Consider the following 25,476-nt stretch of genomic DNA (forward strand, 5'->3'; position numbering starts at 1 on the left):
CAGAAATGGACCGGCCACCACCGCACCGCCCCGGTCCACCCGGCCCGTGCTCCCGTCCGCCCGTGCGGGACCCGGGCCCCGTCGGCGGGCCGGCGGCGCGGCCACCCGGCCGGGGAAGTGCCCGGCGGACCGGGCCGGACCGGAGAGCGGGGCCCGGCCGGGCAGACCTCCCGGGTGCGAGGAAGCGCCATGGGACCGAGGACAGGGGACCCTGTGGCTCCCCGGCCCCCGGGCCCGTGCGACACCACCGCCCCTGTCCCTGGGCACACCACCCGGACCCCGGGACCCAGCAGTGGGGGCACCTTCCGCGCCCTCAGGCACAGGAGTGAGCGCACCTCCCGGGTGCGCGGAAGCGGCACCGGACGGAGGACAGGGCCTTCTGCGGCTCCCCGGCGCCCCGGCCCGCGTGGGCCCGGTGGCTCCCCCGGGCCCAGGAGTACCACCCACGCCCCCCGGCGCAGCGGGAGGCGGCACGCGCCGCACGGCGCGACCCGGGTGCGGGTGCCGGTGAGCGCGCCGCACGGCGGACCCGTCTCCGTGCCCGCCGCCGGGACGCCCGCGCTGCGGGACATCCTCCGCAGCCGGGGCTATCTGCGCCTGCTCGCCCTCTCCGTCCTCCTCGGCGTCCCGATCGCCCTCGCCTGCTTCCTCTTCGTCAGCCTCCAGCACGCCTTCCAGCACGGGATCTGGCACAGCCTCCCCGAGGCCCTCGGCCACGACCGGGCCCCCTGGTGGTGGCCGCTGCCCGCGCTGCTGCTCGCGGGGTTGCTGATGGCGCCGATCGTCACCCGGGTGCCCGGCGGCGGCGGGCACCATCCGGTCCACGGGCTCGGCGGTACCCCCCTCGGCCCACGGGAGCTGCCCGGCGTGGTCGCCGCCGCGCTCACCACACTCCCGCTGGGCGTGGTCCTCGGCCCCGAGGCCCCGCTCATGGCCCTCGGCAGCGGCCTGGCGCTGCTCGCCGTACGGAAGTCGCGGCGCGCCGCCGACCCCAAGTCCGCGATGGTGATCGCCACCACCGGTTCGACCGCCGCGATCTCCACCATCCTCGGCGGACCGCTGGTCGCCGCCGTGATGGTGGTGGAGGCGGCGGGCCTCGCCGGCCCCCAACTGGTCGTCCTGCTGCTGCCGTGCCTGCTGGCCAGCGGGGTGGGCGCGCTGGTGTTCACCGGCTTCGGCCAGTGGACCGGGCTCACCATCGGGGCGCTGGAGCTGCCCTCCGTACCCCCGGACACCAACCCCGACGCCGGGGACTTCCTCTGGGGCGTGCCGCTCGCCGTGCTGATCGGGGTGGTCATCACGACGGCGCACCGGATCGGCTTCCTCAGCGAGGCGTGGACCGCCCGCCGCACCGCCGTCCGCACGGTCGCGGCGGCCGGTGCCGTGGGGCTGCTGTTGATGGCGTACGCGCTGATCACCGGCCGTTCCCCGGAGGAGGCGGCGCTCTCCGGCCAGGCGACCCTCGGCGCGCTCGCCGCCGATCCGCACGACTGGTCGGTCGCCGCGCTGCTGGTGCTGGTGGTCTGCAAGGCGCTGGCGTGGGGCATCTGTCTGGGCGCGCTGCGCGGCGGGCCGATCTTCCCCGCCGTGCTGCTGGGCGCGGCGCTCGGGGTGGCCTGCGCGGGGCTCCCGGGCCTGGGCGCGGCCCCCGCCCTCGCGCTGGGGATCGCCACCGCGTCGGCCGTGGTCACCCGGCTGCCGGTGACCAGCGCGGTGCTGGCCGTCCTGCTCCTCGGGGCGGACGCCGGGAACCAGATGCCGCTGATCGCCGTGTGCTCGGTGGTCGGCTTTGTCACCGCCCAACTGCTGGAGCGCGGCCCCGAGCCGCAGACCGCCCCCGCCCCCGGCCGTTAATCCCTCGCGCTCCGACCGCCCCGAGGTGATCATGTCGGCGTCCGTACGGCCCCTACCCGTACCCCCGTACAGATACGGGCCGTACCCCCGTACAGCGAGGAGCACCGTCGATGCCCCACCCGTCCCACGACTCCGCCCCTCCCGAGGTCATGCGGGGCGGTGTCCATGAGGTCCTGCGCGTCGGCGCGGTCGTCCGGCGGCCCACCGGCCCCTGGTCGCCGCTGGTCCACGGGCTCCTCCGGCATCTGCGGGAGCGCGGGTTCACCGCCGCCCCCGCCGTGCACGGCACCGACGACGACGGCCGGACGGAGATCCTGGACTTCCTCCCGGGCAGCGCGGGCACCGACCCCACCGTGCCCGCCGTGCGTTCCCCGGTGGCGCTGGAGAGCGCCGCCGCCCTGCTGCGGGCATACCACGACAGCACCCTGGGGTACGCGGAGGGCGTCCGCGAGGGCTGGATGCTGCCCGCGCGCGAGCCCGCCGAGGTCATCTGTCACGGCGACTTCGCCCCGTACAACTGCGTCCTGGACGGCGACCGGGTGGTGGGCGTCTTCGACTTCGACACCGCGCACCCCGCGCCCCGGCTGTGGGACATCGCGTACGCGGTCTACCGCTGGGCGCCGATGACCGCCCCGGGCAGCGGCGACGCCTGGGGGACCACCGCCGAACAGGCCGTACGGGTACGGGACTTCTGCGCGGCGTACGGGCTGCCGGCCGGGGAGCGGGCCCTGCTGATCGACACCGTGACCGCCCGGCTGCGGGAGCTGGTCGCCTTCATGCGGGAGCGGGCCGCCGCCGGGGACGCCGCCTTCGCCCGCCATCTCGCCGAGGGCCACCATGAGCAGTACCTCGGCGACGCCCGCTATCTGGAGCGGGTGCGCGGGGAGTTCGAACGCGTACTGTGCCCGGGGGACGGCGGCTGACCGGACCTCCGGGACGGGCACCGGGGCCGGGACCGGGACCTGGTCCCCGGGCCGGATCCACCGGCCGTACGGGCCCGTGCCGCCGGGCCGCCGGGGCGCGCATGAGCCACCGGCCGCCGGGGCATACCCCCCGAAAGCCGAAGGAGCCACCACCCGTGCCGATGATCCGCCGACTGCGGCGCGCGATGCGCCGTGCCCACCGACGACCGACCGTCGACCTGAGCCACCCGGCCCGTTCCCCGCTCGGTGGCTCGGTCGTCAACTGTGTGGTGTACGAGGACGGGCGGCGGCGCCCCGGCGACGACGACGCGCGGGAGGCCCTGCGCCGGGTCCGCAAGGAGGGCCGGGGCTTCGTCTGGATCGGGCTGCACGAGCCGGCCGAGGCCGAGTTCGCCGTACTCGCCGAGTTGTTCGGGCTGCATCCGCTGGCCGTGGAGGACGCCGTCCAGGCCCATCAGCGCCCCAAGACCCAGCGGTACGAGCTGCGCGGGGAGATCGGCGGGGCCCGTGCGGATGTGCTCTTCACCGTCCTCAAGACCTGCCGTTACGTCGGCCATGAGGACATCGCGAGCGAGATCGTGGACACCGGTGAGCTGATGGTCTTCACCGGTCCGGACTTCGTGATCACCGTACGGCACGGCCGGCACGGCTCCCTGGGCCCGCTGCGGGAGTCCCTGGAGAGCCGCCCCGAGCAGCTGGCCAAGGGCCCGGCGGCGGTGCTGCACGCCATCGCCGACCGGGTCGTGGACGACTATCTCGCGGTCGCCGACGCGGTGGAGCACGATGTGGACGCGGCCGAGACGGCGGTCTTCAGCGACAACCCCCGACGGGCCGACGCGAGCCGGATCTATCTGCTCAAGCGGGAGTTGCTGGAGCTGAAGCGGGCGGTGGGGCCGCTGGAGGCGCCGCTGCGCGCGCTCGCGGCCTCCCCGCTGCCGCCCGTGGGCCACCGGATCCGCCCGTACTTCCGCGATGTCGCCGACCATGTCGCCCGGCTGAACGAGCAGATCGGTACGTACGACGCGCTGCTGGACTCGATCCTCCAGGCGCATCTGGCACAGGTGACCGTCGCCCAGAACGAGGACATGCGCAGGATCACGGCCTGGGCGGCGATCATCGCCGTGCCGACCATGGTCTGCGGGGTGTACGGGATGAACTTCGACCATATGCCGGAGCTGCGCTGGACCTATGGCTATCCGCTGGTCATCGGGGTGATGGTGACGGCGTGTCTGGTGATCCACCGGAGCTTCCGGCGGAACGGCTGGCTCTGACGCACCCACCGGGGGAGGCGGTCAGGCGGTCAGGCGGTCAGAGGAGCGCGACCGCCAGCCCCAGGGTCAGCAGGGCGAGCACACAGCCGTAGAGCGCGAGGGTGAGGGAGCGGGCCTCGTCGGACGGGTCGGTACGGCCCGCGCTGGAGAGCCGCAGGGCGGCGACGGCGAGCAGGGCGAGGGTGAGGGCGCAGAGGGCGGCGACACCGGGCAACGGGGCGTCGGCGAGCAGGGATTCGATCACCTCGCGAACGTCTCATGGGTGCCCGGGGCCCGCACCCGGGCATACGCCGACCGGGCCCGGCGGGGCCCCTGTGGGGGCGTGGGCCGGGGCGCGCGGAAGGGAGCGGAAAGGGGGCGTGCGAGGGGCGCAGAAGGAGGAATCCTTTTTGCGCCGAGGGCAAGAGAGGGGGTCGAGAGTCGGCCAATTGTTCGGCCGCCGCGCCCGCCCGTCGCACCCCGGCCGAAGAGCCCGACTCCCTCCGCTTACCGTCCCGGCGCCCCGGCGGAAAACGTCCGGATCCTTGCGGACCACGGTATCCACGCGCCGGAATCGGTACGGTGCCTGCGGCGACGGGACCCCGAACGTCAGGCCGAAGGCGACTTCCGGTGCTCCCCGACGCCCCGTCACCCGTACCAGCACACGCTCCGGAACACGCACAGACACCCGCACCAACAAACGTCTTATTCACCTGTTCAGGTGAAAGTGCCCCCATCTGATGGGACTCCGTCCTACCGTGCAGATGTGGTGGGATTTGAGCAGTTGAGCGTACTGGGCATCGTCGCGGTCCTGGGCTCACCGGGGCCGGTGACAAGCAGTGGTCCGGGTGAGCCGGAGCCACCGCCGGACCGGGCCCCTTCGGTGTCGGCCCCGCCCGTGCCGGGTGCGATACCGACGGCCACGCCCCGGGCCGGAGAGCCGTTCCCGAGGACCGTCTCGGCCGGGGTCTCCGTTCCCGGTCTGGTCTGCGGCTGCGCCTCGGCGACGATCGGCGGGCCGCCCCGGCCGTCGGTGGCGGTGACGGTGTCGATGCGGATCCGGGTGGGGCTCCCCGGGCACTGCCCGTCCTGGACCACATGCACCTGCCCCACACCGACCCCCACACCCCCCTCACCAACGCCACCGACTCCCACACCCCCCTCGCCGACGCCACCGTCCCCGACCCCGCCGTCGCCGACGCCCCCCTCGCCCTCGCCGCCGTCCCCTTCTCCGCCGTCACCTTCTCCGCCCCGGCCGTCGCCGACCCCGCCCTCGCCGTCGCCGCCCGCACCCGGCCCGTCGTCGGCACCGGTGCCGCGACCGCCCGCACCCCCGTCCCCGCCCCGGGCCGCTCCCCCGGCGCCGCCGGCTCCCGTCACCACACCGGCGCGGCCGACCCGGAGCCGGGCGGCCGAGGCACCCCCGGCCCCGGCGCCTTCGGTGAGCCCGCCGCCCCGCTTCCGTGTCGCACAGGCCGAGCGGCCGATGGCTCCCCCGGAGAGCGAGGGCTTCCCGATGGTCTTCCGGGTGCTGGTGATCACCGTCCCCGCCGTGGTCGCCGCCGTGGTGCTGCGACCCCGCCGCCGCGCCTGAGCGCTCCCCCGTATCGATCGCGTCAGCCGCATCGACCGATCGCATCGACCGCACCGACCGCATCAACCCCATGGACACCTCTGTGGGCCACCTAGGGAGATCACCATGTCCGAGTGGCTGGTCCTGGCCATCGCGATGGCCGCCGCCTGCGCGGTCGTCCTCGCCGTCACCCTGCTGCGCACCCGCCGCCAGGAGGCCCTCGCCGCCGGGGACCCGGATCTGCAACGGGACGACGAGGCCGCGACCCCCGATGTGCTGGAGTACATGACGATGATGGTCGGCGTGGTGTACGCCATCGTCCTCGGACTGGCCATCGCCGGGGTCTGGGAGGCCCGGGGCTCGGCCCAGGCCGATGTCCAGCGCGAGGCGCAGGCCCTCCATGAGATCTCCCGGCGGGCCGAGGTGCTGCCCCGCGACGCACGGGCGGAGCTGCGCGAGGACATCGACGCCTATGTCTCCCATGTGGTGCGCACCGAGTGGCCCCACATGATCAAGCACCGGGAGCTGACCCAGCGGGGCGACGAACTGCTGACGGAGGTACGGGAGGACATCGCCCTGCGCACCCCGGCGAACGAGCTGGAGGCCCAGACGTACCAGCCCATGATGGAGCGGGTGGCCATCGTCCAGGACGCCCGGACCACCCGGGAGCAGAACGCCGCCTCCACCCTGCCCGGGGTGGTCTGGTTCGGCCTGATCATCGGGGCGGTGGTGACGGTGGGCCTGATCTTCACCATGCGGATGGGGCGCACCTATCGGGAGTTGCTGGTCGCGGGGGTCTTCAGTGCGCTGATCGCCTTTCTGCTCTTCCTGGTGTGGGACTTCGACGCGCCGTTCGGGCGGACACCGGGGACCAGTACGGCCGAGTCTTTCGAACAGCTGTTCCCCGGCTCCACCTGAGCCCCCTGTGACCCCCTGAGCCTCCGGACCTCCTCCCCGCCGGACCCCACCCCCTCGGCCCCGCCCTCCGCGATCACCGGAGTGCGGGGCCTCCGTCTGCCCGCACCCGCTCCCACCTGGGCTTTCACCCCGCGATCCGGGGGTGGAATAGCCAGAACGCCTCTCCCGTTGTAGGGTTTGTTCAACATTCAACCAATGGACTCCATCCCATGGACTTCGAGAGGTGAGCCTCATGCAGTTCGGCATCTTCACCGTCGGCGACGTCACCACCGACCCGACCAACGGGCGCACGCCGAGCGAGCACGAGCGGATCAAGGCGACTCTGGCCATCGCGCAGAAGGCCGAGGAGGTCGGACTGGACGTCTTCGCGACCGGTGAGCACCACAACCCGCCGTTCGTGCCCTCGTCCCCGACCACCCTGCTCGGCTATATAGCGGCCCGGACCGAGAACCTGATCCTGTCCACCTCCACCACCCTGATCACCACCAACGACCCGGTGAAGATCGCTGAGGACTACGCCTACCTCCAGCACATCGCCGACGGCCGGGTGGACCTGATGATGGGCCGGGGCAACACCGGACCGGTCTATCCGTGGTTCGGCCAGGACATCCGCCAGGGCATCCCGCTGGCGATCGAGAACTACGCCCTGCTGCACAAGCTGTGGCGGGAGGACGTGGTCGACTGGGAGGGCAAGTTCCGTACCGCGCTCCAGTCGTTCACCTCGACGCCGCGCCCGCTCGACGGCGTCCCGCCGTTCGTCTGGCACGGCTCGATCCGCTCGCCCGAGATCGCGGAGCAGGCCGCGTACTACGGGGACGGGTTCTTCCACAACAACATCTTCTGGCCCATGTCCCACACCAAGAAGATGGTCGAGCTGTACCGGAAGCGGTACGCCCACTACGGCCACGGCACCCCCGAGCAGGCCATCGTGGGTCTCGGCGGCCATGTGTTCATGCGCCGCAACTCGCAGGACGCGGTACGGGAGTTCCGTCCGTACTTCGACAACGCGCCGGTCTACGGCCACGGCCCGTCGCTGGAGGACTTCAGCGCCCAGACGCCGCTGACCGTGGGCACCCCGGAGCAGGTGATCGAACGGACGCTGACCTTCCGTGAGGCGATCGGCGACTACCAGCGCCAGCTGTTCCTGGTCGACCACGCGGGGCTGCCGCTGAAGACCGTGCTGGAGCAGATCGAACTCCTCGGCGAGGAGGTCGTCCCGGTGCTGCGCAAGGAGTTCGAGAGCCTGCGGCCCGCCGGGGTCCCGGCGACCGCTCCGCTCCACCCGGCCGTCGCCGCCCGCACGGCCGGTGCCCTCACCACCCCGGCCACCCCGAAGGAGGCATGACGATGACCGCGCTGAAGCTGGTGGTGGTCTCGGCGGGGCTGAGCGTCCCCTCGTCCAGCCGGCTGCTGGCCGACCGGCTGACCGAGTCCGTACGGACCGCGCTCACCGGGCGCGACCCGGCCACCGAGGTCGAGGTCCGGGTGGTCGAACTGCGCGAACTGGCCGTGCCGATCGCCAACCACCTGGTCACCGGCTTCCCCTCGCCGGAACTCGGCGAGGCGCTCGACGCGGTCACCGAGGCCGACGGGCTGATCGCGGTCACCCCGGTCTTCGCCGCCTCGTACAGCGGGCTGTTCAAGTCCTTCTTCGACCTGGTCGACCCGGACGCGCTCACCGGCAAGCCGGTGCTCGTCGGGGCGACCGGCGGCACCGCCCGGCACTCGCTGGTGCTGGAGCACGCGCTGCGCCCGCTCTTCGCCTATCTGCGGGCCGTGGTGGCGCCGACGGCGGTGTACGCGGCCTCGGAGGACTGGGGCGGCACGGGCGATCCGCTCACCGACACCCTGCCGACCCGGATCGACCGGGCGGGGCGCCAGCTGGCCGGGCTGATGGAAAGCTCGGAGCGCGCGCCGGTGGACGCGGTACCGGTCCTGGCCTTCCCCTCCTGAGCGGACGGGCCGGGCGGGGCCGGTGGCCAAGTGCCCGGCGGGCCGGGGAAGTCGGTCCGCTCCCGTGACCGCGATGGCCTGTGGACAACCGAACCCTGTGGATATCGGGCCCTCCGCTTTCTCGCGGAGGGCCCGCCGCAGGTCATAGGGGGGTGCGGTGGCAGGAACCGCGTCCGCCGGGGTTCCGGGCGGCGCCGGGGGCCCAGAACCCATAGGCGCGTTGTCAGTGCCACCTTCTAGGGTGCGGGGCATGGACCCTGCACTCATCGGCCGCGACCACCCCGCCGGTCTCCTGCGCGCGGAGATCGACCGGGTCATGACGCGCCACGGGGGTCTGGTCCTGGTCACCGGTGAGGCGGGCATCGGCAAGACCACCCTGGTCACCGACGCCGCCGACGAGGCCCGGCGGGGCGGCGCCCTGGTCGTGGGCGGCTCCTGCTGGGACTCCGACAGCGCCCCCGGCTACTGGCCCTGGGTCCAGGTGATACGGGGGCTGCGCCGTGCCGTCGGCGAGGCGGAGTGGGCCGAGGTGGAGCGGGCCTCGGGCGAGCGGCTCACCGTCCTGCTGGGCGAGGCCGGAACACCGGCCACCACCACCGACACCGCAGGCGCCGGCGGGCATGCCGGGCGGGAGACAGCGGGCCGGGAGAGCCCCCGGGACGGCGCCGAGAGCTTCGCCCTCTACGACGCGGTGACCACCGCCCTGGTCACCGCCGCCCAGCGGCGCCCCCTGGTCGTCGTCCTGGACGATCTGCACTGGGCCGACCCCGCGTCGCTGCGGCTGCTGGAATTCGCCGCCCAGCACGCCTGGTTCGAGCGGCTGCTGCTGATCGGCGTCTACCGCGATGTCGAGGTCGAGTCCGAGGGACACCCGCTGCGCCCCCTGGTCCTCTCGCTGACGGCGCGCGCCGGGACCGCCCTGACCCTCACCGGACTCGGGCGGGACGAGGTGGGCGATCTGATCGCCCTGACCGGCGGCGTCGACCCCGACCCCGAGCTGGTCGACGAGGTGCACCGGCGCACCGGGGGCAACCCCTTCTTCGTGGAACAGACCGTGCGCATCTGGCGCGGCGGCTCCCCGGTGACCACGGTCGCCCCAGGCGTCGGCGAGGCCGTCCGGCGGCGGCTGGCCCTGCTGCCCCCGGAGGTGAGCCGACTCCTGGAGACCGCCGCCGTACTGGGCCGCGAGTTCCACCGGCAGCTGCTCGCGGCGGCAGTGGCCGCACCCGTGCCCCATGTCGAGCGGCTGCTGGCGCGGGCGGTCGCCGCCCGGCTGGTCACGGTCGGCACCGGCGGGGTCTTCGCCTTCGTCCACGACCTCGTCCGGGAGACCCTCTACGGCACCCTGGCGGAACAGCGCCGCCGGGCCCTGCACACCGCCGTGGTGCACACCCTCGACCGGACACCCGCCCTGCGGGACCGGGTCCTCCCCGCCGACCTCGCCCGCCACGCCTATCTCGCCGGTGACGGTCTGGAGCGGGGGCGCCGGGTCGAACTGCTGACCGCCGCCGCGCGGTACGCCGCCGGGCGGCTCGCGGGCGAGGAGTCCGAGGCGCACTTCCGGCGGGCGATGGAGGTGGCGGGCGACGATCTCCACCGCGCCGCGCTGATCTGCCTCGACCTCGCCGGAACCCTCTGGCATGTGAACCACGTGGAGAGCGCCTGGCACGCCTTCGGACAGGCGCTGGAACTGGCCCGCCGGGCCCATGACCCCGCCCTGTTCGCCCAGGTCGCCATCAGGATCCACCAGTACGAGCACGAGTACAGCACCACGGCCGACGCCCGCAGCACGGATCTGTTGCGGGACGCCCACCGCGGCCTGATCGGCGCCGGGGACGACAGCGGCAAGCTCAGCCCGCAGCGGATGGCCCAGGAGCTGGCGGAGCGCACCACCGCCCTCGCCCGCGACGACAGCGACGACGAGGCGCTGGCCTTCTCCCTGTGGACACGGCACGACACCATCTGGGGACTCGGCACCGCCGAGGAGCGCCTGGAGCTGACCACCGAGATGATCGCGGTGGGGCGGCGCACCGGCAACACCCAGCTGGAGCTGCACGCCTCCAGCATGCGCTGGGTCACCCTGCTGGAGCTGGGCGACCCGCGCTACCACGACCAGCTGCGCGCCTTCACCGCCCGCTCCGACCAGTCGGGGCTGCGCTTCCACGAGATGTCCGTCCTCATCGACAACGCGCTGGTCGGCGCCCTCCAGGGCCGGTTCGACGAAGCCGCGGAGTTGATGCGGCAGGTCATGGCGGCGACACCGCCGGAGTCCCCGTACACCTTTGTCCAGGCCCATATGGAGTGGACACTGCCGCTGCTCCGGGGCCGGTTCGAGGAGGCATGGGCGCGGCTGGAGCGGCTGGAGGCGGTGGCGCACCCCTTCCCCGAGCTGCTCACGGCGCTCACGGCGGTGGAGAGCGGCGACACCGAGGGGGCGCTGACCCATCTCCGGAAGCTGCCCGCGACCCTGCCCCGGGTCTTCGAGCCGCTGTTGCTGCGGACCCGGGCCCAGATCGCCGCCGCCCAGGGCGACCGGGAGCTGATCGACGCCTCGCTCGCGGCGCTCTCGCCGTACACCGGCCAGTGGGTCGTGTCGATGTACGGCTGTGACATCGGCGGCCCCGTCGACCTCTGGCTGGGGGTGCTGCACGCGGCGCGCGGCGACCGGGAGGCGGCGGTGGCCGTGCTGCGGTCGGCGGTGCGCTCGGCGGACTGGCTGCGGGCCCGTCCCTGGTCGGTACGGGCCCGTGCCGAGCTGGTGCGCCTCGGGGACACGGCCGGCACCCCGGCGGAGGGCGGGAGCCCCGGTGTGTCGGTGGCGGAGCTGCGCCGGGAGGCGGAGCGGCTGGGGCTGACCCATCTGCTCGACCGTCCCGCCCCCGCGCCGCCCGGCCCAGCCCTGGTGCCTGTCCCCGTCCTGGCTCAGGCCCGTGTTCCGGCTCGGGCTCCGGCCCCGGAGGCGCCCGAGGCGGCGCGGGAGCCCTCGGGGCCCGTCTTCCGGCGGGAGGGCGGCGTCTGGTCGCTGGTCTTCGAGGACCGGACGGCCCATATGCCCGACACCAAGGGGCTGCGGGATCTGCACACCCTGCTCTCCCGCCCCGGGGACGATCTGCCCGCGGTGGAGCTGCTCGCCCCCGAGGGCGGCGCGGCCGTCCGGGCCGCCCGCGCCCTCGGCGGCGACCCGGTCCTCGACGACGAGGCCCGCTCCCGGTACCGCGCCCGGCTGGAGCAGCTGGACGAGGAGCTGGACCGCGCCGCCCTCCGGGGCGACACCGACCGCGGCACGGAACTCGCCCGGGAACGCTCCGCCCTGCTGGAGGAGTTGCGCACGGCGGCGGGTCTCGGCGGCCGTCCCCGCCGGCTGGGCGACGAGGCCGAGCGCGCCCGGAAGACGGTGACCGCCCGCATCCGCGACACCCTCCGCAAGCTGGACCGCCTCCACCCCGAACTGGCCGCCCATCTCCGCACCTCGGTGACGACCGGCGCCCACTGCGCCTACCGCCCCACGGCCCCGGTGCCCTGGCGGCTCTGACCCGGGGGCCCGGTGCGCTAGGAGACCGTGTCGGGGTCCGCCGGGATCACATCGGCGACGACGCAGGCGATGTTGTCGGGCGCGCCGGCCTCCTGGGCGAGGGCCATCAGGGCGTCGGCGGCCCCGTCGGGATCGGCGGTGCCGGTGAGGACCCGCCGGACCGTGCCCTCGGGGACGGTGGTGAAGAGCCCGTCCGAGCAGAGCAGATAGCGGTCACCGGCGCGGGCCTCATGAAGCCTGAGGTCCGGGCGGGCCGCCTCCGCCGTACCGTCCAGGGCCCGCAGCAGGATCGCCCGCTGGGGATGGGAGGCGGCCTCCTCCTCCGTCAGGGTGCCCGCGTCGATCATCGACTGGACCACGGTGTGGTCATGGGTGATCCGGAAGAGGCCGCCGCCACGGAGCAGATACGCCCGGCTGTCCCCGATATGGACCAGGGCCAGCCGCCCTCCCGTCCAGACCATGGCGGTCAGGGTCGTCCCGGAATCCTCCAGGCCGCCGATGGTGGTGTTGGCGCGCTGGACGGCGTCCTCCAGGGCGTTGAGCAGATCACCGGCGCGCGGCCCGGCGCCGGGGGCGGTGTCCAGCTCCTTCAGCGCGGCGATGGCGGCGGCACCGGCGGGGGCGCCCTCCGTGCCGTAGCCATCGGCGACGGCGAGCAGTCCGTCGGTGGCGCAGGCGCTGTCCTGGTGGGTGTCGCGGACGCGCCCCTGATCGGTACGGGCGGCATGGCGGATGGTCAGCGCGGGCAGGGCGGTCATGGTCGTCTCCTCGGGTCGTGCCAGCTGATCGGCGAGGAAGAGTGCCAGGTCCCGGCGGGTGGCGGTCTCGGTCTCCACCCGGTCCCAGTAGGCCCGCACGGCCCGTGCGGCGGCGGCCGGTTCGGTGGCGTACAGATCGCAGACCTCCCGGACCCCGGCCAGCGGCATCCCGATCCGGCGCAGCCAGGCCACCAGACGGGCCCGTTCCACCTGGGACCCGTCGTAGTAGCGGTAGCCGCTGAACGGATCCACCCGCGCCGGGGGCAGCAGTCCCAGCTCGTCGTAGCGGCGCAGGGCCTTCGCCGAGAGCCGGGACAGCCGGGAGAACGCCCCGATGGTGAGCCGGGTCATGTCTCTCCTCCTCGCGCCGGGTGTCCGACCCGGCACGACCGATGCTGGTCCTTCCCCGCACGGGAAGGTCAACCGGGCAGCACAGCCACCGTCACCACCGGTACACCGCAACAGGGGCCGGACCCGGTTACGGCGGCGGGCCTCCTGGTCATCACCGTGAAGGCCCGCCGCTGTCCCGTACCCCCGTGACGGGACATCACTTGCGGTTGTAGAGCCGCATGGTCAGAGCGCCGAAGACGACCAGGAAGAAAGCGGACCACCCGATTGACCAGGCGATGTCCTCCGCCGGCCACTCACCCGCCATCAGTTCCCGCACCGCCGAGGCGACATGGGTCACCGGGCTGTTGTTGACGAACGCCTGGAGCCACCCGGGCATGGTCTTCGGTTCGACGAAGACATTGCTGAGGAAGGTGAGGGGGAAGATCACCAGCATGCTCACGCCCATCACCGACTTCTCCGACCGGAGCAGCAGTCCGAACATGGTCCAGACCCAGGAGAAGGAGAAGGCGAACACCACCAGCAGCGCCACCCCGAGCAGCAGCCCCAGCGGGCCGCCGTCCGGCCGATAACCGATGATCATGCCGACGGTCAGCATCACGACCGAGGCCAGCAGATAGCGGAGCACGTCCCCGAGGAGATAGCCCACCATCGGCGCGGGCCGCCAGATCGGCAGTGTGCGGAAGCGGTCGAAGACTCCCTTGGATATATCGGTGTTGACCGCGACCCCGGTGTACATCGTGATCATCACAATGCTCATGGTGAGGATGCCGGGAAGCAGGAACTGGATGTACTCGGAGGTCGAGCCCGCCAGCGCCCCTCCGAAGAGGTAGGTGTACATCAGCACCAGCATGATCGGGAACGCCGTCACATCGAACAGCTGATCGGGCACATGCTTGATCTTCAGCATGGCCCGCCAGCCGAAGGTGATCGACGCGGAGAGCGCGCTGGGCGCCGGCGGCTGCTCCTTGCCGACCAGCAGGCTCGCCAGCCCGGCCGAGTCGGGCGCGGTGAGATCGGGATCGTCGGTGCCCTGGGCGGGCTGGGTGGTGGTCGCGGTGCTCACGCCGCGGCTCCCTTCGGGTCGGTGACGGCACCGGAGGCCGTGGCGGCAGGAGTGGCGGTGCGGTCGGTGAGGGCGAGGAAGACCTCGTCCAGGCTGGGCTGGCCCAGCGAGAAGTTGTCGACGACGATGCCGTCGCGGGCCAGCTCGGAGAGGGCTCGCGCGGCTTCCTCGGCCGCGCCCCGCTCGCTGCCGTGCCCGCTCACCCGGGCGGTCAGCGCGACCGGGTCGGCCTCCGGCTGCACCTCCGTCCCGAGGACCCGGGCCAGCACCCGCTGGGCCTCCGGGCGCTGTGCGGAGTCCCGCAGCCGCAGATGGACCGTGCCGGGCCCGACGGACGCCTTCAGCTCGCCCTTGGTGCCCTCGGCTATCACCCTGCCGTTGTCGATCACGGCGATCCGGGCGGCGAGCTGATCGGCCTCGTCCAGATACTGCGTGGTCAGCAGCACGGTGGTGCCATGGGCGACGACCGTGCGGACGATGTCCCAGACCTGGTTGCGGCTGCGCGGGTCGAGCCCGGTGGTCGGCTCGTCCAGGAAGAGCAGATCCGGGGTGTTGAGGATGGACGCGGCGATGTCGATACGGCGCCGCATGCCGCCCGAGTAGTTCTTCACCTGGCGGGAGGCGGCTTCGGCCAGCCCGAAGGCGTCCAGCATCGCCGCCGAGCGCTTCCGGGCGGCGGCCGGGGTGTATCCGAGCAGCCGGGCGAGGAGGACCAGATTCTCGGTGCCGGTGAGGTCCTCGTCCACCGAGGCGTACTGGCCGGTGAGGCTGACCCGGCGGCGCACCGCGTCGGCGTCGGTGCGCACGTCCTTGCCGAAGACCCGGGCCTCGCCGCCGTCCGGGCGCAGCAGGGTGGCGAGCATCTTCACGGTGGTGGTCTTCCCGGCGCCGTTCGGGCCGAGGACGCCATAGACCGTCCCGGCGGGAACGGCGAGGTCGACCCCGTCGACGGCCCGCTTCTCCCCGAAGACCTTGACCAGGCCCTGGGTCTCGATGGCGAGTTCCGCACTCATGAGCAACATTCCTTCGAACACGAATTCGATATGGGGGGCGGGGGACGGAGGGACAGGGACACGGGGCTGCGCGAGGACGCAGGAGGTGTAGGAGGGTGCAGAGACAGCAAAGGGGACATATCGAGGGTACGGGTCAGGAGAGATAGGGCCGCGCCCTGCGGGCCTCCCGCAGGGCGAGACCCCACCAGGCCAGCTGGCCGAGCATCATCTGGGCGGCGCGCTCGCCGTCCGCCCAGCTCTCCTCCAGAAGATCCAGACCGACACCATTGCGCAGGGTGACGGTGTGCAGCTCGGTGAAGACCGTCCGCAGCTGCTCGACCGCGTACAGCCCCCGTGAGCCATGGCCGTAGCTGACAAAGCCGACCGGCTTGGTCCGCCACTCCTCGTACGCGTAGTCGATCGCCTGCTTCAGGGACGCCGGAAAGGAGCGGTTGTACTCCGGGGTGACCACGACATACGCCTCGGCCCACTCGATCCGCCGGACGAACTCCCGTATCGGCGCGGTGGGGCGGTCCGGATGGCGGACCGGGAAGTCGAAGTCGACCAGGTCGACCACGGACAGCTCCAGATCGGTGCGGTGCCCGGAGCACTCGGTGAACCAGCGGCCCGCCGCTCCCCCGACCCGGCCCTCACGCGTGCTCCCTATGATCACCACGATCCGCAGCGGCGGCCCGGCCACCGGACAGCCCGCTTCCCGCTCCAGTTCCAGCGCCGGCTCCAGCGCCGGCTCCACTTCCAGCTCCTGCCGCATCCTCGCCTCCCTCCTCCCGCCCCGCCGGTCGACGGCCCTCACTGAAGAGGCGCGAGACACGGCCGCGCGGTCGCCAGATCGGATCTGGCGACCGCGCGGAGCGGGCCGTGCGAGGGCGCGTTCGCGTCTCGCGGGGGTGTCGGAACGCGTCACTCGTGGGTGTAGAAGACGTAGAAGGAGACCACCAGCATCGCCGCCGCGAACATCAGTCCCATGCCCACGGAGCGCAGGATGCTCTCCCCGGTCAGGCTGTGCAGAAAGCCGATGGCGACCCCGCAGAGGGCGGCGTACGCGAACGCCCGCAGCTCACGCGGGAGGCTGTGCTGGATCCGGCCCAGCCCGTACGCGAGGACCGTGAAGATCAGACCGGCGACCACCCCGTAGAGGACATCGCCCCAGCCGACGGCCTCGCCGGTCCGGCGGAGGAAACCGGCGTAGAAGCCGAAGAGCGCGCCGAGGGCGAGGGGGATCGCCCAGCTCCTCCTGGTGGTCGTGACGTGTCGGCGAACGGGCACCGTCGCATGTGTGGCCATGTCCGGGGCTCCTTCCCTCGGGCCCCCCCAGGTCTCCTCCCAGGGCACACCCGCACGACCGGCCCGGCAACTCGACGCCCCACCCACGACCGACCCGCGCCCCTGACCGACCCGCGCACCTGACCGTCCCATCCCCCTGACCGCCCCGCTGCCTCATGGACACCCCGTACACCCCGTACAACCCCATACGCCCTACTGGCTCCCCCCGCACCCCCGGCACGGGTGCTCGTACACCGCCGGTCGGCCGAGCAGCGGTCGCGTACCGCACCCGCGCCACCTTTCCTTGAGGGGTGCGGAGACTGGGCGGACTGCGACCGGCGGCGTCGGCGGTGCTCATCGCGCTCGTGGCGCTGCTGACACCACTGAGCGTGCTCGCCGTCTGGGCGGAGCGGGAGATCGGCGACACCGACGGCTATGTCACCGCCATGGCGCCGCTCGCCTCGGACCCCGCCGTCCGCCGCGCGGTGGCCGACCGGATCACCGAGGAGGTCGCGGGCCCCGGAGGGCTCGGACCGCTCTCCGCCGAGGCCCGTGCGCTGGTCCACGACGCGGTGCTGTCGTTCGCCGGCTCGCCCTCGTACCGCACCGCCTGGGACACCGTGAACCGTGCCGCCCACACCGCCGTCGAACAGGCCCTGACCAGCGGCGAGGGCGACACCGCGCGGATCGATCTGGCCCCGGTGAGCGAGCAGGTGAAACTGCTGCTCACCCGTGAGGGAGTGCCGTTCGCGGACCAGATCCCGGTGGTCGGGGCCCGGATCACGGTGGTGGAATCCGACGGTCCGGCGGCGGTACGGGAGAGCTTCGCCGCGCTCCAGACGGCGGGCGTCCGGCTGCCGCTGCTCACCCTCGTACCGGCGGGTGCGGTGCTGTTCCTGGCCCCCGGCGGGCGGCGCGGGCTGCTGGGGCTGGGGGTCGCGCTGGCCATCGGCGGGGCGCTGCTGCGCGGGGCCGTCTCCATCGGCCGCGCGCTGATCCTGGACGACCTTCCGGCGGAGGTCGACCGTACGGCGGCGGACGCGGTCTTCGACGCGCTGACGGCGACCCCGCGCACGGCGTCGTGGTGGCTGCTGGGGGTGGGGCTGACGGTGGCGGTGTACGCCTGGTGGAAGGGCCGGTCACGGCGTTCCCCGGCACCCGTGAGCACCCCGTACCCGTACCCGTACCCGCGCCCGGCGGTCGAACCGGCCTCGTACCCGGCGGTCGCCCGGCATCCGGAACCGGAATCGGAGCCGGAATCGGTACCGCGACCGGAACCACCACCGGACCCACGACCGGAGGCGGAGCCAGAACCGAAAGCGAAAGCGGAACCGAAAGCGGAAGCGGATCCGGCGGCCCTCCCGCGCGACTGATCACCGTACGCCCGTACCGGCACGGCACGGCACGGGATCCGGGGCGTCAGGCGCGGGCGGCCATCGCCTCGATGCCCGCGATCAGCAGTTCCAGCGCGTACTCGAAATCCCGCTCGCGCATCTCCGTCACCGTGTCACCGCCCCGCGCCTCCATGATCTTCGAAGAGGCGACCGCGTAATGCCTGAGCTGGGGATCCTTGTTCATGGCCCCCATGGCGTCCCGGAAGTACTCGTCCTGGCTCAGGCCCGCCGCGGCGCACCGCGCGGTGAACTGGCCCTCGATCGTGCCGAAGCCGTACACGAACTGGAAGACCGCGGAGAGCCCGCCCATCTGCCCACGCACCGGGAGGCCGGTGTTCCGCATGACCTGCTGAACGGCCAGCGAGAAGTCCAGCGACCGGGGGCCGATGTTGAGATAGGCGCCGACCAGTGCGGAGACCCAGGGGTGGCGCACCAGCATCGCGCGGTACTCGGCGGCCAGCGCGCGCAGCTGTTCGCGCCAGGCGCCGGGGGTGCCCACATCGGGGAGCCGGATGGTGCCGAAGGACGCGTCCAGGGCGAGTTCCAGCAGGTCGTCCTTGGTGTCCACGTACCAGTAGATGGACATGGCGGTGACATCCAGCTCCGCCGCCAGCCGCCGCATGGAGAACTTGGCGGTGCCGTCGGCGTCCAGCAGCCGGACGGTCGCGTCAATGATCTTGGCGCGGTCGAGTCCGGCGGGATGGGTGTCCCTGCGTCCCCGGCCCGTCCGCTCCTCCGTCCAGACGCTGGTCCGCGCGGGCCCCTTCGCACGGTCGGCCGCACTCACCATCGCACCATGCTCCTCGCTGGTTCCGCCGCACGGAGACCGTCCGCCTCCGTGCGTACCGTACGGCCGGTGGGTCGCTCCCGGCAGACCGCCCCGGCCGGCGGCTCCCGGCTTCGGACCCGGGGCCCGGGGTCGTCCGGCCGTTCCCGCTCTTCCTGCCGCCCCTGTCATCCCTGACATTCCTGACGAAAGAGCATCGGAACGGACCCGTCACCCGTTCCGATGCTATGTCGTCGGCGGTCCCGGTTACCCGGCGGGCCGTCCGGCCGTGTCCCCGGTCGGCTCGGGTGCCGCGGCCAGCCGCTCGATCTGTTCGGCGCGCCAGAGCAGGGTCGCCGCCAGCAGCCCCCCGGCGAGGACCGCGACCGCCCCCACCAGCTGACTGGTGGCGAGCCCGTCCGCGAACCCCTCGGAGATCGCCTCGGCCTCACCCGGGGAGTCGGCCGCCGCCAGCGCCGCCGGCAGCGAGGCCGCGCCCGCGACACCCGGCACCAGCACCGCGAAGCGCGAGTTGAGCACCGCGCCGAGGATGGCGACACCGAGGCCGTTGCCGAACTCCGCGAGGGTGCCGTTGACCCCGGCCCCCACGCCCGCCTTCTCCGGCGGGATCGCGCTCATGATCGCGTTCGCCATGGCGGGCATCGAGAGCGCGATACCCGCACCCATGACCACCAGACCGAAGAACATGCCGTTGTACGTGTCCCGGCCCAGCAGCGCGATGGCCGCGAGACCCCCGGCGACCAGCCCCATACCGATCGCTATGGTCAGCGGCGTCCCCAGCTTGGGCAGCAGCCGCGGCCCGAGGCCGGTGAGATTGAGGGCGACGATGGTCAGCGCGAGCGGCGCGGTGCGCAGACCCGCGTCCAGCGGCCCGTACCCGAGAACGAACTGAAGGTGCTGGGTGAGCAGGAAGAGCGAGCCGCCCATGCCGAACGCGACCAGGATCGCGCCCGCGACCGCTCCGATGAACTTCCGGTTCTGGAAGAAATGCATGTCCAGCATGGGGTACGGGATGCTCAGCTCCCAGAGCGCGAACCCGGTCAGCACGGCGACGCCGACCACCGCCGACGCCAGCACCTCGCGCGAGGTCCAGCCGTGCTCGGGGCCGGAGATGATCGCGTACACCACCGCGGTCATACCGACCGTGGAGAGCAGCGCTCCGAACAGGTCGGGCCGTTCGCCCTGGGGGTTCTTGGACTCCGGCACGAGGGCGATCACGGCGACCAGGCCGATCGCGGCCACCGGGATATTGATGAGGAAGATCGCGCCCCACCAGAAGTGGTCGAGCATGATTCCGCCGATGAGCGGCCCGGCGGCGAAGCCGAGGGAGCTGACCGTCGACCAGAGGGCGATGGCCTTGACCCGCTCGCTGTCGTCGAAGATCTGCACGACGACGGCGAGGATGGTGGTCATCAGCAGCGCTCCGCCGACGCCCATCCCCGCGCGGGCGGCGATCAGTTGCCCGGACGACTGGGCGAGCCCCGCCGCCAGGGAGCCGATGCCGAACAGGGCCAACCCGGCGACCAGCAGCTTCTTCCGTCCATAGCGGTCGGCGGCATTGCCCGCGGTGAGCAGCAGGCCCGACTGGACGAGCGAGTAGGCGTTGATCATCCACTGGATGTCGGTGGCGGAGGCGTCCAGCTCACGGTTGAGGGAGGGGATCGCCACGCTGAGGATCGTGTTGTCGAGCAGCACGGTGAGCTGGGCGAGACAGATGACGCCAAGGATCAGCCAGCGCTGTGGATGCGGGCCGATGGGGGCGGGTTGCTTCTCGGTGGTCGTCGCTGTCATGCCGGCTCCTGCGGAGGGGGTGGGGAGGTGTGGGGTGGCGTGAGTTATACACCGTACAGCGCCAGTCATACACCGTATAGTGATTATTCCCGTGCCGGAACGCACAAGGGCCGGCCCACCCGGAGGTGGACCGGCCCTTACCCGTGGAGACCGCTTCGCCGGCTACTCGCCCGGCTTGATCAGATACCCGGCCCCCCGCCGGGTGTGGATCATCGGCGCGCGGCCCACGTCGATCTTCTTCCGCAGATAGGAGACATACAGCTCGACCACGTTCGCCTGGCCGCCGAAGTCGTACGACCACACCCGGTCCAGGATCTGCGCCTTGCTCAGCACCCGCCGGGGGTTGCGCATCAGATAGCGCAACAGCTCGAACTCGGTGGCCGTCAGATGGATGGACTGACCGCCCCGGCTGACCTCATGACTGTCCTCGTCCAGGGTCAGATCGCCCACCGCGAGCAGCGACTCGCTGCGGGCGGCGGTGGCGGCGCCCGAGCGGCGGATCAGACCGCGCAGCCGGGCGACGACCTCCTCCAGCGAGAACGGCTTGGTGACATAGTCGTCGCCGCCCGCCGTGAGCCCGGCGATCCGGTCCTCCACACCGTCCCGCGCCGTGAGGAAGAGCACCGGGACCTCCGGCGCCTCCCGCCGCAGCCGGGCGAGGACCGCCAGTCCGTCCATGTCGGGGAGCATCACATCGAGGACCACGGCATCGGGGCGGAACTCCCGCGCCTCACGCACCGCACCGGCCCCGTCCCCGGCGCTGCGCACCTCCCAGCCCTCGTACCGCAGAGCCATCGACAGCAACTCGCTCAGCGCCGCCTCGTCGTCCACGACGAGCACCCGGACGGTGCTGCCGTCGGGCCTGAGCATCTCCGTACGCCCCTGGGGCGAGGTCGCGGTCATGGGCGCCACCCTCCGCCCCGGCCCTGAAAGCGACCTTGTGTCCACCTGTGAATTCCCTGAGAAAGCCCACCGGCGGACTCTTGGGCCCTTGAACTCTTGGGCCCTTGAACCCCTTGGATTTCAGCCCTCGGTACCCGTGTCCTCTTCCCCGTCCTCCCGGGTGAAGGAGTGGCTGCGTTCGACCCGGGCGATATGGACGCTGTAGTGGCGGTACCAGCGGTCACGGCCGCGTCGCTGGGCCGTCTGATGCTCCAGGTTCCGCCGCCAGGCGGCGATGGCCTCCTCGTCGCGGAAGTAGCCGACGGTGATGCCCAACCCGCCCGGGTCGGAGGCGTGCTCGTATCCGAGGAAGCCCGGCACCTCCCGGACCAGCGCGGCCATACGCTCGGCCGTCTCCCCGTACCCGGGGGTCTCATCGAGCCGTACGGAGGTGAAGACGACCGTGTAGTAGGGGGGTTCGAAGGCGGGAACGGGGCGGGGGGCCGGGCTGCTCATGACCCCTAGCGTGTGCGTCCGGCGGGCCGCTGTCCACGGAATATGGGGTACGGAGCAGACGCTCAGAAGAGCCCGTCCTGGGCGCCGCCGCCGGAGGTCCCCACCCCGAGGTCGGAGACCGGTACGGAGAGCCCGGCGGCGGTGTCGGCCCCGACCAGGGACCAGCCGGACATCAGCCGGGTGTCCAGGACGGCGATCTCGCCGTCGACGGTCCGCAGATGCAGATCGGGCCCCGCGACGGCGAGCAGGGTCCCGGAGACGGCCCCGCCGGGGACGAGTTCCCGTACGACACAGGTGGCGCGGTCCAGCCCGGCCAGCCCGAACACCCCGGCGTGGTCGACGGGGTCGCAGCCCAGCGGCTCCAGGGTCTCCGGCCAGCCGTCGAGCGCGCGGGCCCGCCGGTGCAGCTCGACGGTCTCCGCGGCCCGCTCGGCCTCGGTGCCGGGCAGCTCGGCCCGTACGGCGCGCTTCTCGGCGTACGGGACCCGGTCCGGCACCCCGAGGGAACGGCTGAGCAGCTCCTCGGTACGGCGGGCGGCCATCAGCGGGCCGCGCCCGAGCCAGCTGAAGACGACGGCGCCCTGTTCGAGGAGACGGGCGGGACCGCGCTCCTCGGCGGTGATCCCGACCTTGGTCATACCGGGGCCGAACCAGGCGAGATAGACACGGTAGGTACGGGGGTCGTCGGCGATGGTGTCGGCGGCGACCGAGTGGGCCCGGTCCAGCCGCGCGCACTCGGGGCAGCGCGCCTGGGTGGCCCGCCCGGACACGGTCGCGCCGAGCGGGCAGGGGTTGCCGCGCGCGCCGACACAGCTCCGCTCGCCCTCGGCGCGGAAGCCCAGCTCCCGGCCGGCCGTGAGCGGGCTGACCCGTCCGCCCTCCCACCGGAGAACGGCCATCCGCGTCCCCTGCGGCCACCCGATCCCGGAGCACCGCCATGTCATACGCACCTCCGGGCGCAATCACCGAAAGCGGCGACAGTACCCGAGCCGCCCGCTTCCGGCCGGACCCGTACACCGACTTCCGGCCGTTCCCACGCCGGGCTCTCCCGGACGTATCCGCACGCCGGACCGGAGAACCCCACGTTACGGCCCTGGCCGAATCTCTACCCTCACCCCCCGGCGCGCCGCCCCACTGGACCCGGCGCGCACCGGTCACGTCCCAGCACCCCCGAACGGGGCACCGGACCGCGGGCGATACTCACAGACCACCACCCCCTCCGCCCCCGCCCGCCCGGAGCCCCGATGCGAACCGACCTGATCGTCCTCCACACGATCCGGCTCGACGCCGGCTCCCTCCAGATGCTCGATAGCCCCTCACCGGGAGAGGTTCATGCTGCGACTCACCGTCTATATTTCCCTGGCGATTACCGCAGGAGTGGCCAGCTTTTTCATCACCGACGCCACCCTCGTCAACATGACAGCCGGTCTCAGCGTCGGCCTGCTCTTACCCGTGGTCGACGAGGTGGCAAGGAATTGGGGGAACCTCAGACACCTCTGGTACTCGCTGCGCTACCGCAATAAGTCCATCCGCGTCTCGACGTCATATCTGTTCAAGATCTACGTCGACGGGAAGTACCTGCTGATCCGTGGGTCACGGTACCGCAGCCACTTCCAACCAGTGGGCGGCGTCCACAAGGTTTCCCCCCAGGGAAAGGCCACCCTCTCGGCCTTGGGAGCAACGGATGACGATCTGGTCCCGCTGGACCCCGCGAGCTACGGAGATCTGCGCGTACGGGTCCCAGGGAAGAGGATATTCCAGTTCTTCCAGTGGTTCGACTCCCGGCAGGGCCGCGAGGATTCTCCATGGCGGGAGTTCCAGGAAGAATTGATTGCCGCGGATATTCTGCCGCCCGGCACCTTCCCGCACATCATGCACAACTATCTCGGACGGGAAGTCGATCCGATCCAGTACAGCCCCTGGGCCGAATCCCTGGAGATCCTGGTGGCGGACATCTACGAGCTCGTGCCGAACCAGGAGCAGGAGGACTCGCTCCGCCAACTGGCCGCGACCGGCCATCCGGACATCGTGTGGGTCTCCGCGCAACAGATCAAACGCCGTGGCGCGGTCCCGGGACAGCCGCAGACCGTGGACATCTCGACACACAGCCGCCGGATCCTCTGACGCCCGAGACGCGCCGCCAACCCAGCTGGACGTCGTCGTTCAGACCGTCGGCGGGACGTGCCGGAGCGGAGCGGCGTACCGCACCGGGCCTGGCCGGAGTGATCAGCCCTTCACCGCTCCCGGCCGGCCGGCGCCGTGGCGATCATCATCGGCCGGTGATGATCCGGAAACGCCAGAGGCCCCGGATCTCTCCGGGGCCTCTCGCCTGCTGTGCACTCGGCAGGATTCGAACCTGCAACCTTCTGATCCGTAGTCAGATGCTCTATCCGTTAAGCTACGAGTGCTTGTGCTTCCCGGGCTTTTCTGCCTGGTCGGCGTTGCGGGAACAACATTACATGACCTGCGCCGTCACGCGAAATCCATTCCCCTCACCCTGCCTGACCTGCGGAAACGCCGTTGGGCGGGCGCCCGGGGCGGGCCCTCCGGGCGGGGGTCCGGGCGGGGGTCCGGGGCGGGGTGGAGGGAACACGAAAGCCCCGGCCGGGTGGCCGGGGCTTTGGTGGTGGTGCTGGCGGAGGCGGAGGGATTTGAACCCTCGATGGGCTTTAAGGCCCAAACCGCATTAGCAGTGCGGCGCCATAGACCGGACTAGGCGACGCCTCCAGCACTCCGCGCGGGCGCGGTGTGTGCAGATGATGACACAGTCAGGCTCGGTGTCACCAATCGCCGCCCACGGTACTAGGGACCTGGGCCGCAGGGCAAAGGCCTGTTCCGGGGCGACACGCCCGGGGCGGGGCGCGGGTGGGGTGAATCGGGGCGGGGGCGGGCGCAACGGACGGGGGTGGGGGGCGTTAGACGCCATGGGCGGTGGCCGGAGTCCGGTGGGGAGCCGCCCGTGCCCGTCAGGATCCCGAGTCAGGAGCACCCGTGCCGCGTCGCAGCCTCGCCCTCGTCATGACCGTGTCCGCCGCCCTGCTGGCCGCCGTGGTGCCCGGAACCGCCGGGGCCGCCGCGCCGCCGCCGGCCGGGTGGCCGCCGCCCGTGGTGACCGTGCCGCTGCCGATCGCGCCCGTACCGATCGGGGAACAGGACCGGCTGACCGTGGTGGTCGACGGGACCGGGGACCCCCGGAGCGACGGGCGATACGAACTGGCGTGCGAACCCGTCGGCGGGACACACCCGGAGCGCGAGGCGGCCTGTGCCCGTCTGGCGGAGCTGGCGCGGGAGGGGCAGGACCCCTTCGCCCCCGTTCCCGAAGGACGGATGTGCACCCAGCAGGCGGGCGGCCCGGCCACCGCGCGGGTGACCGGAAACTGGCGGGGACGCCCGGTGGATGCCGTGTTCAGCCGTACCGACGGCTGCGAGATCTCCCGCTGGCAGATCCTGGAACCCGTGCTTCCGAGCACCCGTTCCCAGGGCGCCTGACAGGCCCCCGCCAGGGCCGTGGTCACCGTCCGTCCACACAACCCCGGTATGAGCTCCCCCTCATCCGCCGTTCCGACGACACCCACTGCCCTTAGAATCGCCTTCAGTGACAGCAGAGGACCCGAGGGGCAAGATGGGGCCCGCTGTCCGCACACGCAGTAGGCCA

The 25,476-nt window shown here is 72.4% G+C and carries 22 protein-coding genes and 2 tRNA genes; 10 read left to right on the top strand and 14 right to left on the bottom strand.

Annotation, left to right across the window (positions count from 1 at the left end; all coding sequences use genetic code 11):
• Window positions 1–507: 507 nt before the first annotated feature.
• The 3 genes from ABT354_RS06810 (at window position 508) to ABT354_RS06820 (ending at window position 4,048) form a co-directional block, all read left to right on the top strand.
• Window positions 508–1,854: a chloride channel protein gene (locus ABT354_RS06810; protein WP_351489943.1), complete on the top strand. Its 1,347-nt coding sequence runs from the start codon at window positions 508–510 to the stop codon at window positions 1,852–1,854.
• Window positions 1,855–1,964: 110 nt separating this feature from the next.
• On the top strand, window positions 1,965–2,777 hold the full coding sequence (locus ABT354_RS06815) for a phosphotransferase enzyme family protein (protein WP_351489945.1): 813 nt from the start codon (window positions 1,965–1,967) through the stop codon (window positions 2,775–2,777).
• A 161-nt stretch (window positions 2,778–2,938) separates the two neighbouring features.
• Window positions 2,939–4,048, top strand: a complete 1,110-nt coding sequence (locus tag ABT354_RS06820; protein WP_351490181.1) for a magnesium and cobalt transport protein CorA — start codon at window positions 2,939–2,941, stop codon at window positions 4,046–4,048.
• A gap of 37 nt (window positions 4,049–4,085) precedes the next feature.
• Here ABT354_RS06820 and ABT354_RS06825 read toward each other — a convergent pair whose 3' ends face one another.
• Together ABT354_RS06825 and ABT354_RS06830 are read right to left on the bottom strand one after the other, a co-directional pair.
• Window positions 4,086–4,292, bottom strand: coding sequence for a hypothetical protein (locus ABT354_RS06825; protein ID WP_351489948.1), 207 nt, complete (start codon window positions 4,290–4,292; stop codon window positions 4,086–4,088).
• A 488-nt stretch (window positions 4,293–4,780) separates the two neighbouring features.
• Window positions 4,781–5,653, bottom strand: a complete 873-nt coding sequence (locus ABT354_RS06830; RefSeq protein WP_351489950.1) for a hypothetical protein — start codon at window positions 5,651–5,653, stop codon at window positions 4,781–4,783.
• 73 nt (window positions 5,654–5,726) lie between these two features.
• Between ABT354_RS06830 and ABT354_RS06835 the strand changes: the two genes are divergently transcribed.
• From ABT354_RS06835 to ABT354_RS06850, 4 genes are all read left to right on the top strand, one after another.
• Window positions 5,727–6,518, top strand: a complete 792-nt coding sequence (locus ABT354_RS06835; RefSeq protein WP_351489952.1) for a bestrophin-like domain — start codon at window positions 5,727–5,729, stop codon at window positions 6,516–6,518.
• 232 nt (window positions 6,519–6,750) lie between these two features.
• Entirely contained in the window at window positions 6,751–7,863 is a 1,113-nt protein-coding gene (locus tag ABT354_RS06840; RefSeq protein WP_351489955.1) for an LLM class flavin-dependent oxidoreductase, read from the top strand.
• 2 nt (window positions 7,864–7,865) lie between these two features.
• Window positions 7,866–8,471: an FMN reductase gene (locus tag ABT354_RS06845; protein WP_351489957.1), complete on the top strand. Its 606-nt coding sequence runs from the start codon at window positions 7,866–7,868 to the stop codon at window positions 8,469–8,471.
• Between the two features lie 250 nt (window positions 8,472–8,721).
• Window positions 8,722–12,003 carry an ATP-binding protein gene (locus ABT354_RS06850; protein ID WP_351489960.1) on the top strand — a complete coding sequence of 1,094 codons (3,282 nt, stop codon included), beginning with the start codon at window positions 8,722–8,724 and terminating at the stop codon, window positions 12,001–12,003.
• A 17-nt stretch (window positions 12,004–12,020) separates the two neighbouring features.
• Here the strand turns inward: ABT354_RS06850 and ABT354_RS06855 are convergent, their stop codons facing one another.
• The 5 genes from ABT354_RS06855 to ABT354_RS06875 all read right to left on the bottom strand — a co-directional run bounded on the left by ABT354_RS06855 (window position 12,021) and on the right by ABT354_RS06875 (window position 16,472).
• On the bottom strand, window positions 12,021–13,112 hold the full coding sequence (locus ABT354_RS06855; RefSeq protein ID WP_351489962.1) for a MerR family transcriptional regulator: 1,092 nt from the start codon (window positions 13,110–13,112) through the stop codon (window positions 12,021–12,023).
• A gap of 196 nt (window positions 13,113–13,308) precedes the next feature.
• Window positions 13,309–14,175, bottom strand: coding sequence for an ABC transporter permease (locus ABT354_RS06860; protein ID WP_502983339.1), 867 nt, complete (start codon window positions 14,173–14,175; stop codon window positions 13,309–13,311).
• Entirely contained in the window at window positions 14,172–15,188 is a 1,017-nt protein-coding gene (locus tag ABT354_RS06865) for an ATP-binding cassette domain-containing protein (RefSeq protein ID WP_351489964.1), read from the bottom strand. The genes ABT354_RS06860 and ABT354_RS06865 overlap by 4 nt, the downstream gene beginning before the upstream one ends.
• A 133-nt stretch (window positions 15,189–15,321) precedes the next feature.
• On the bottom strand, window positions 15,322–15,939 hold the full coding sequence (locus ABT354_RS06870; protein WP_351489966.1) for an NADPH-dependent FMN reductase: 618 nt from the start codon (window positions 15,937–15,939) through the stop codon (window positions 15,322–15,324).
• Between the two features lie 149 nt (window positions 15,940–16,088).
• Window positions 16,089–16,472, bottom strand: coding sequence for a hypothetical protein (locus ABT354_RS06875; RefSeq protein ID WP_351489968.1), 384 nt, complete (start codon window positions 16,470–16,472; stop codon window positions 16,089–16,091).
• A gap of 290 nt (window positions 16,473–16,762) precedes the next feature.
• Between ABT354_RS06875 and ABT354_RS06880 the strand changes: the two genes are divergently transcribed.
• A complete protein-coding gene (locus ABT354_RS06880; protein ID WP_351489971.1) occupies window positions 16,763–17,824 on the top strand; it encodes a hypothetical protein in 1,062 nt (353 codons plus the stop codon).
• 46 nt (window positions 17,825–17,870) lie between these two features.
• On the opposite strand, the gene ABT354_RS06885 is transcribed toward ABT354_RS06880, so the two are convergent.
• The 5 genes from ABT354_RS06885 to ABT354_RS06905 all read right to left on the bottom strand — a co-directional run bounded on the left by ABT354_RS06885 (window position 17,871) and on the right by ABT354_RS06905 (window position 22,765).
• Window positions 17,871–18,635 (bottom strand): TetR/AcrR family transcriptional regulator, encoded by a 765-nt coding sequence (locus tag ABT354_RS06885; protein ID WP_351489973.1) that lies wholly within the window; start codon window positions 18,633–18,635, stop codon window positions 17,871–17,873.
• Between the two features lie 243 nt (window positions 18,636–18,878).
• Complete coding sequence (locus ABT354_RS06890; protein WP_351489976.1) at window positions 18,879–20,423, bottom strand: MFS transporter; 1,545 nt, start codon at window positions 20,421–20,423, stop codon at window positions 18,879–18,881.
• 162 nt (window positions 20,424–20,585) lie between these two features.
• Complete coding sequence (locus ABT354_RS06895; protein WP_351489978.1) at window positions 20,586–21,326, bottom strand: response regulator transcription factor; 741 nt, start codon at window positions 21,324–21,326, stop codon at window positions 20,586–20,588.
• A gap of 120 nt (window positions 21,327–21,446) precedes the next feature.
• Window positions 21,447–21,821 (bottom strand): antibiotic biosynthesis monooxygenase family protein, encoded by a 375-nt coding sequence (locus ABT354_RS06900; protein WP_351489980.1) that lies wholly within the window; start codon window positions 21,819–21,821, stop codon window positions 21,447–21,449.
• Window positions 21,822–21,883: 62 nt separating this feature from the next.
• Complete coding sequence (locus tag ABT354_RS06905) at window positions 21,884–22,765, bottom strand: DUF2797 domain-containing protein (protein ID WP_502983340.1); 882 nt, start codon at window positions 22,763–22,765, stop codon at window positions 21,884–21,886.
• Between the two features lie 388 nt (window positions 22,766–23,153).
• Here ABT354_RS06905 and ABT354_RS06910 point away from each other — a divergent pair, with 388 nt between their 5' ends.
• Window positions 23,154–23,945: an SMODS-associated NUDIX domain-containing protein gene (locus tag ABT354_RS06910; protein WP_351489985.1), complete on the top strand. Its 792-nt coding sequence runs from the start codon at window positions 23,154–23,156 to the stop codon at window positions 23,943–23,945.
• 211 nt (window positions 23,946–24,156) lie between these two features.
• On the opposite strand, the gene ABT354_RS06915 is transcribed toward ABT354_RS06910, so the two are convergent.
• Together ABT354_RS06915 and ABT354_RS06920 are read right to left on the bottom strand one after the other, a co-directional pair.
• Window positions 24,157–24,229: transfer RNA gene (locus ABT354_RS06915), tRNA-Arg, on the bottom strand.
• 225 nt (window positions 24,230–24,454) lie between these two features.
• A tRNA-Ser gene (locus ABT354_RS06920) sits at window positions 24,455–24,548 on the bottom strand.
• Window positions 24,549–24,839: 291 nt separating this feature from the next.
• On the opposite strand from ABT354_RS06920, the gene ABT354_RS06925 reads away from it, so the two are divergent.
• Window positions 24,840–25,310, top strand: coding sequence for an SSI family serine proteinase inhibitor (locus ABT354_RS06925; RefSeq protein ID WP_351490186.1), 471 nt, complete (start codon window positions 24,840–24,842; stop codon window positions 25,308–25,310).
• Window positions 25,311–25,476 lie beyond the last annotated feature (166 nt).

The sequence above is a fragment of the Streptomyces sp. NPDC000594 genome, assembly GCF_040299965.1.
Taxonomy (GTDB): Bacteria; Actinomycetota; Actinomycetes; order Streptomycetales; family Streptomycetaceae; genus Streptomyces.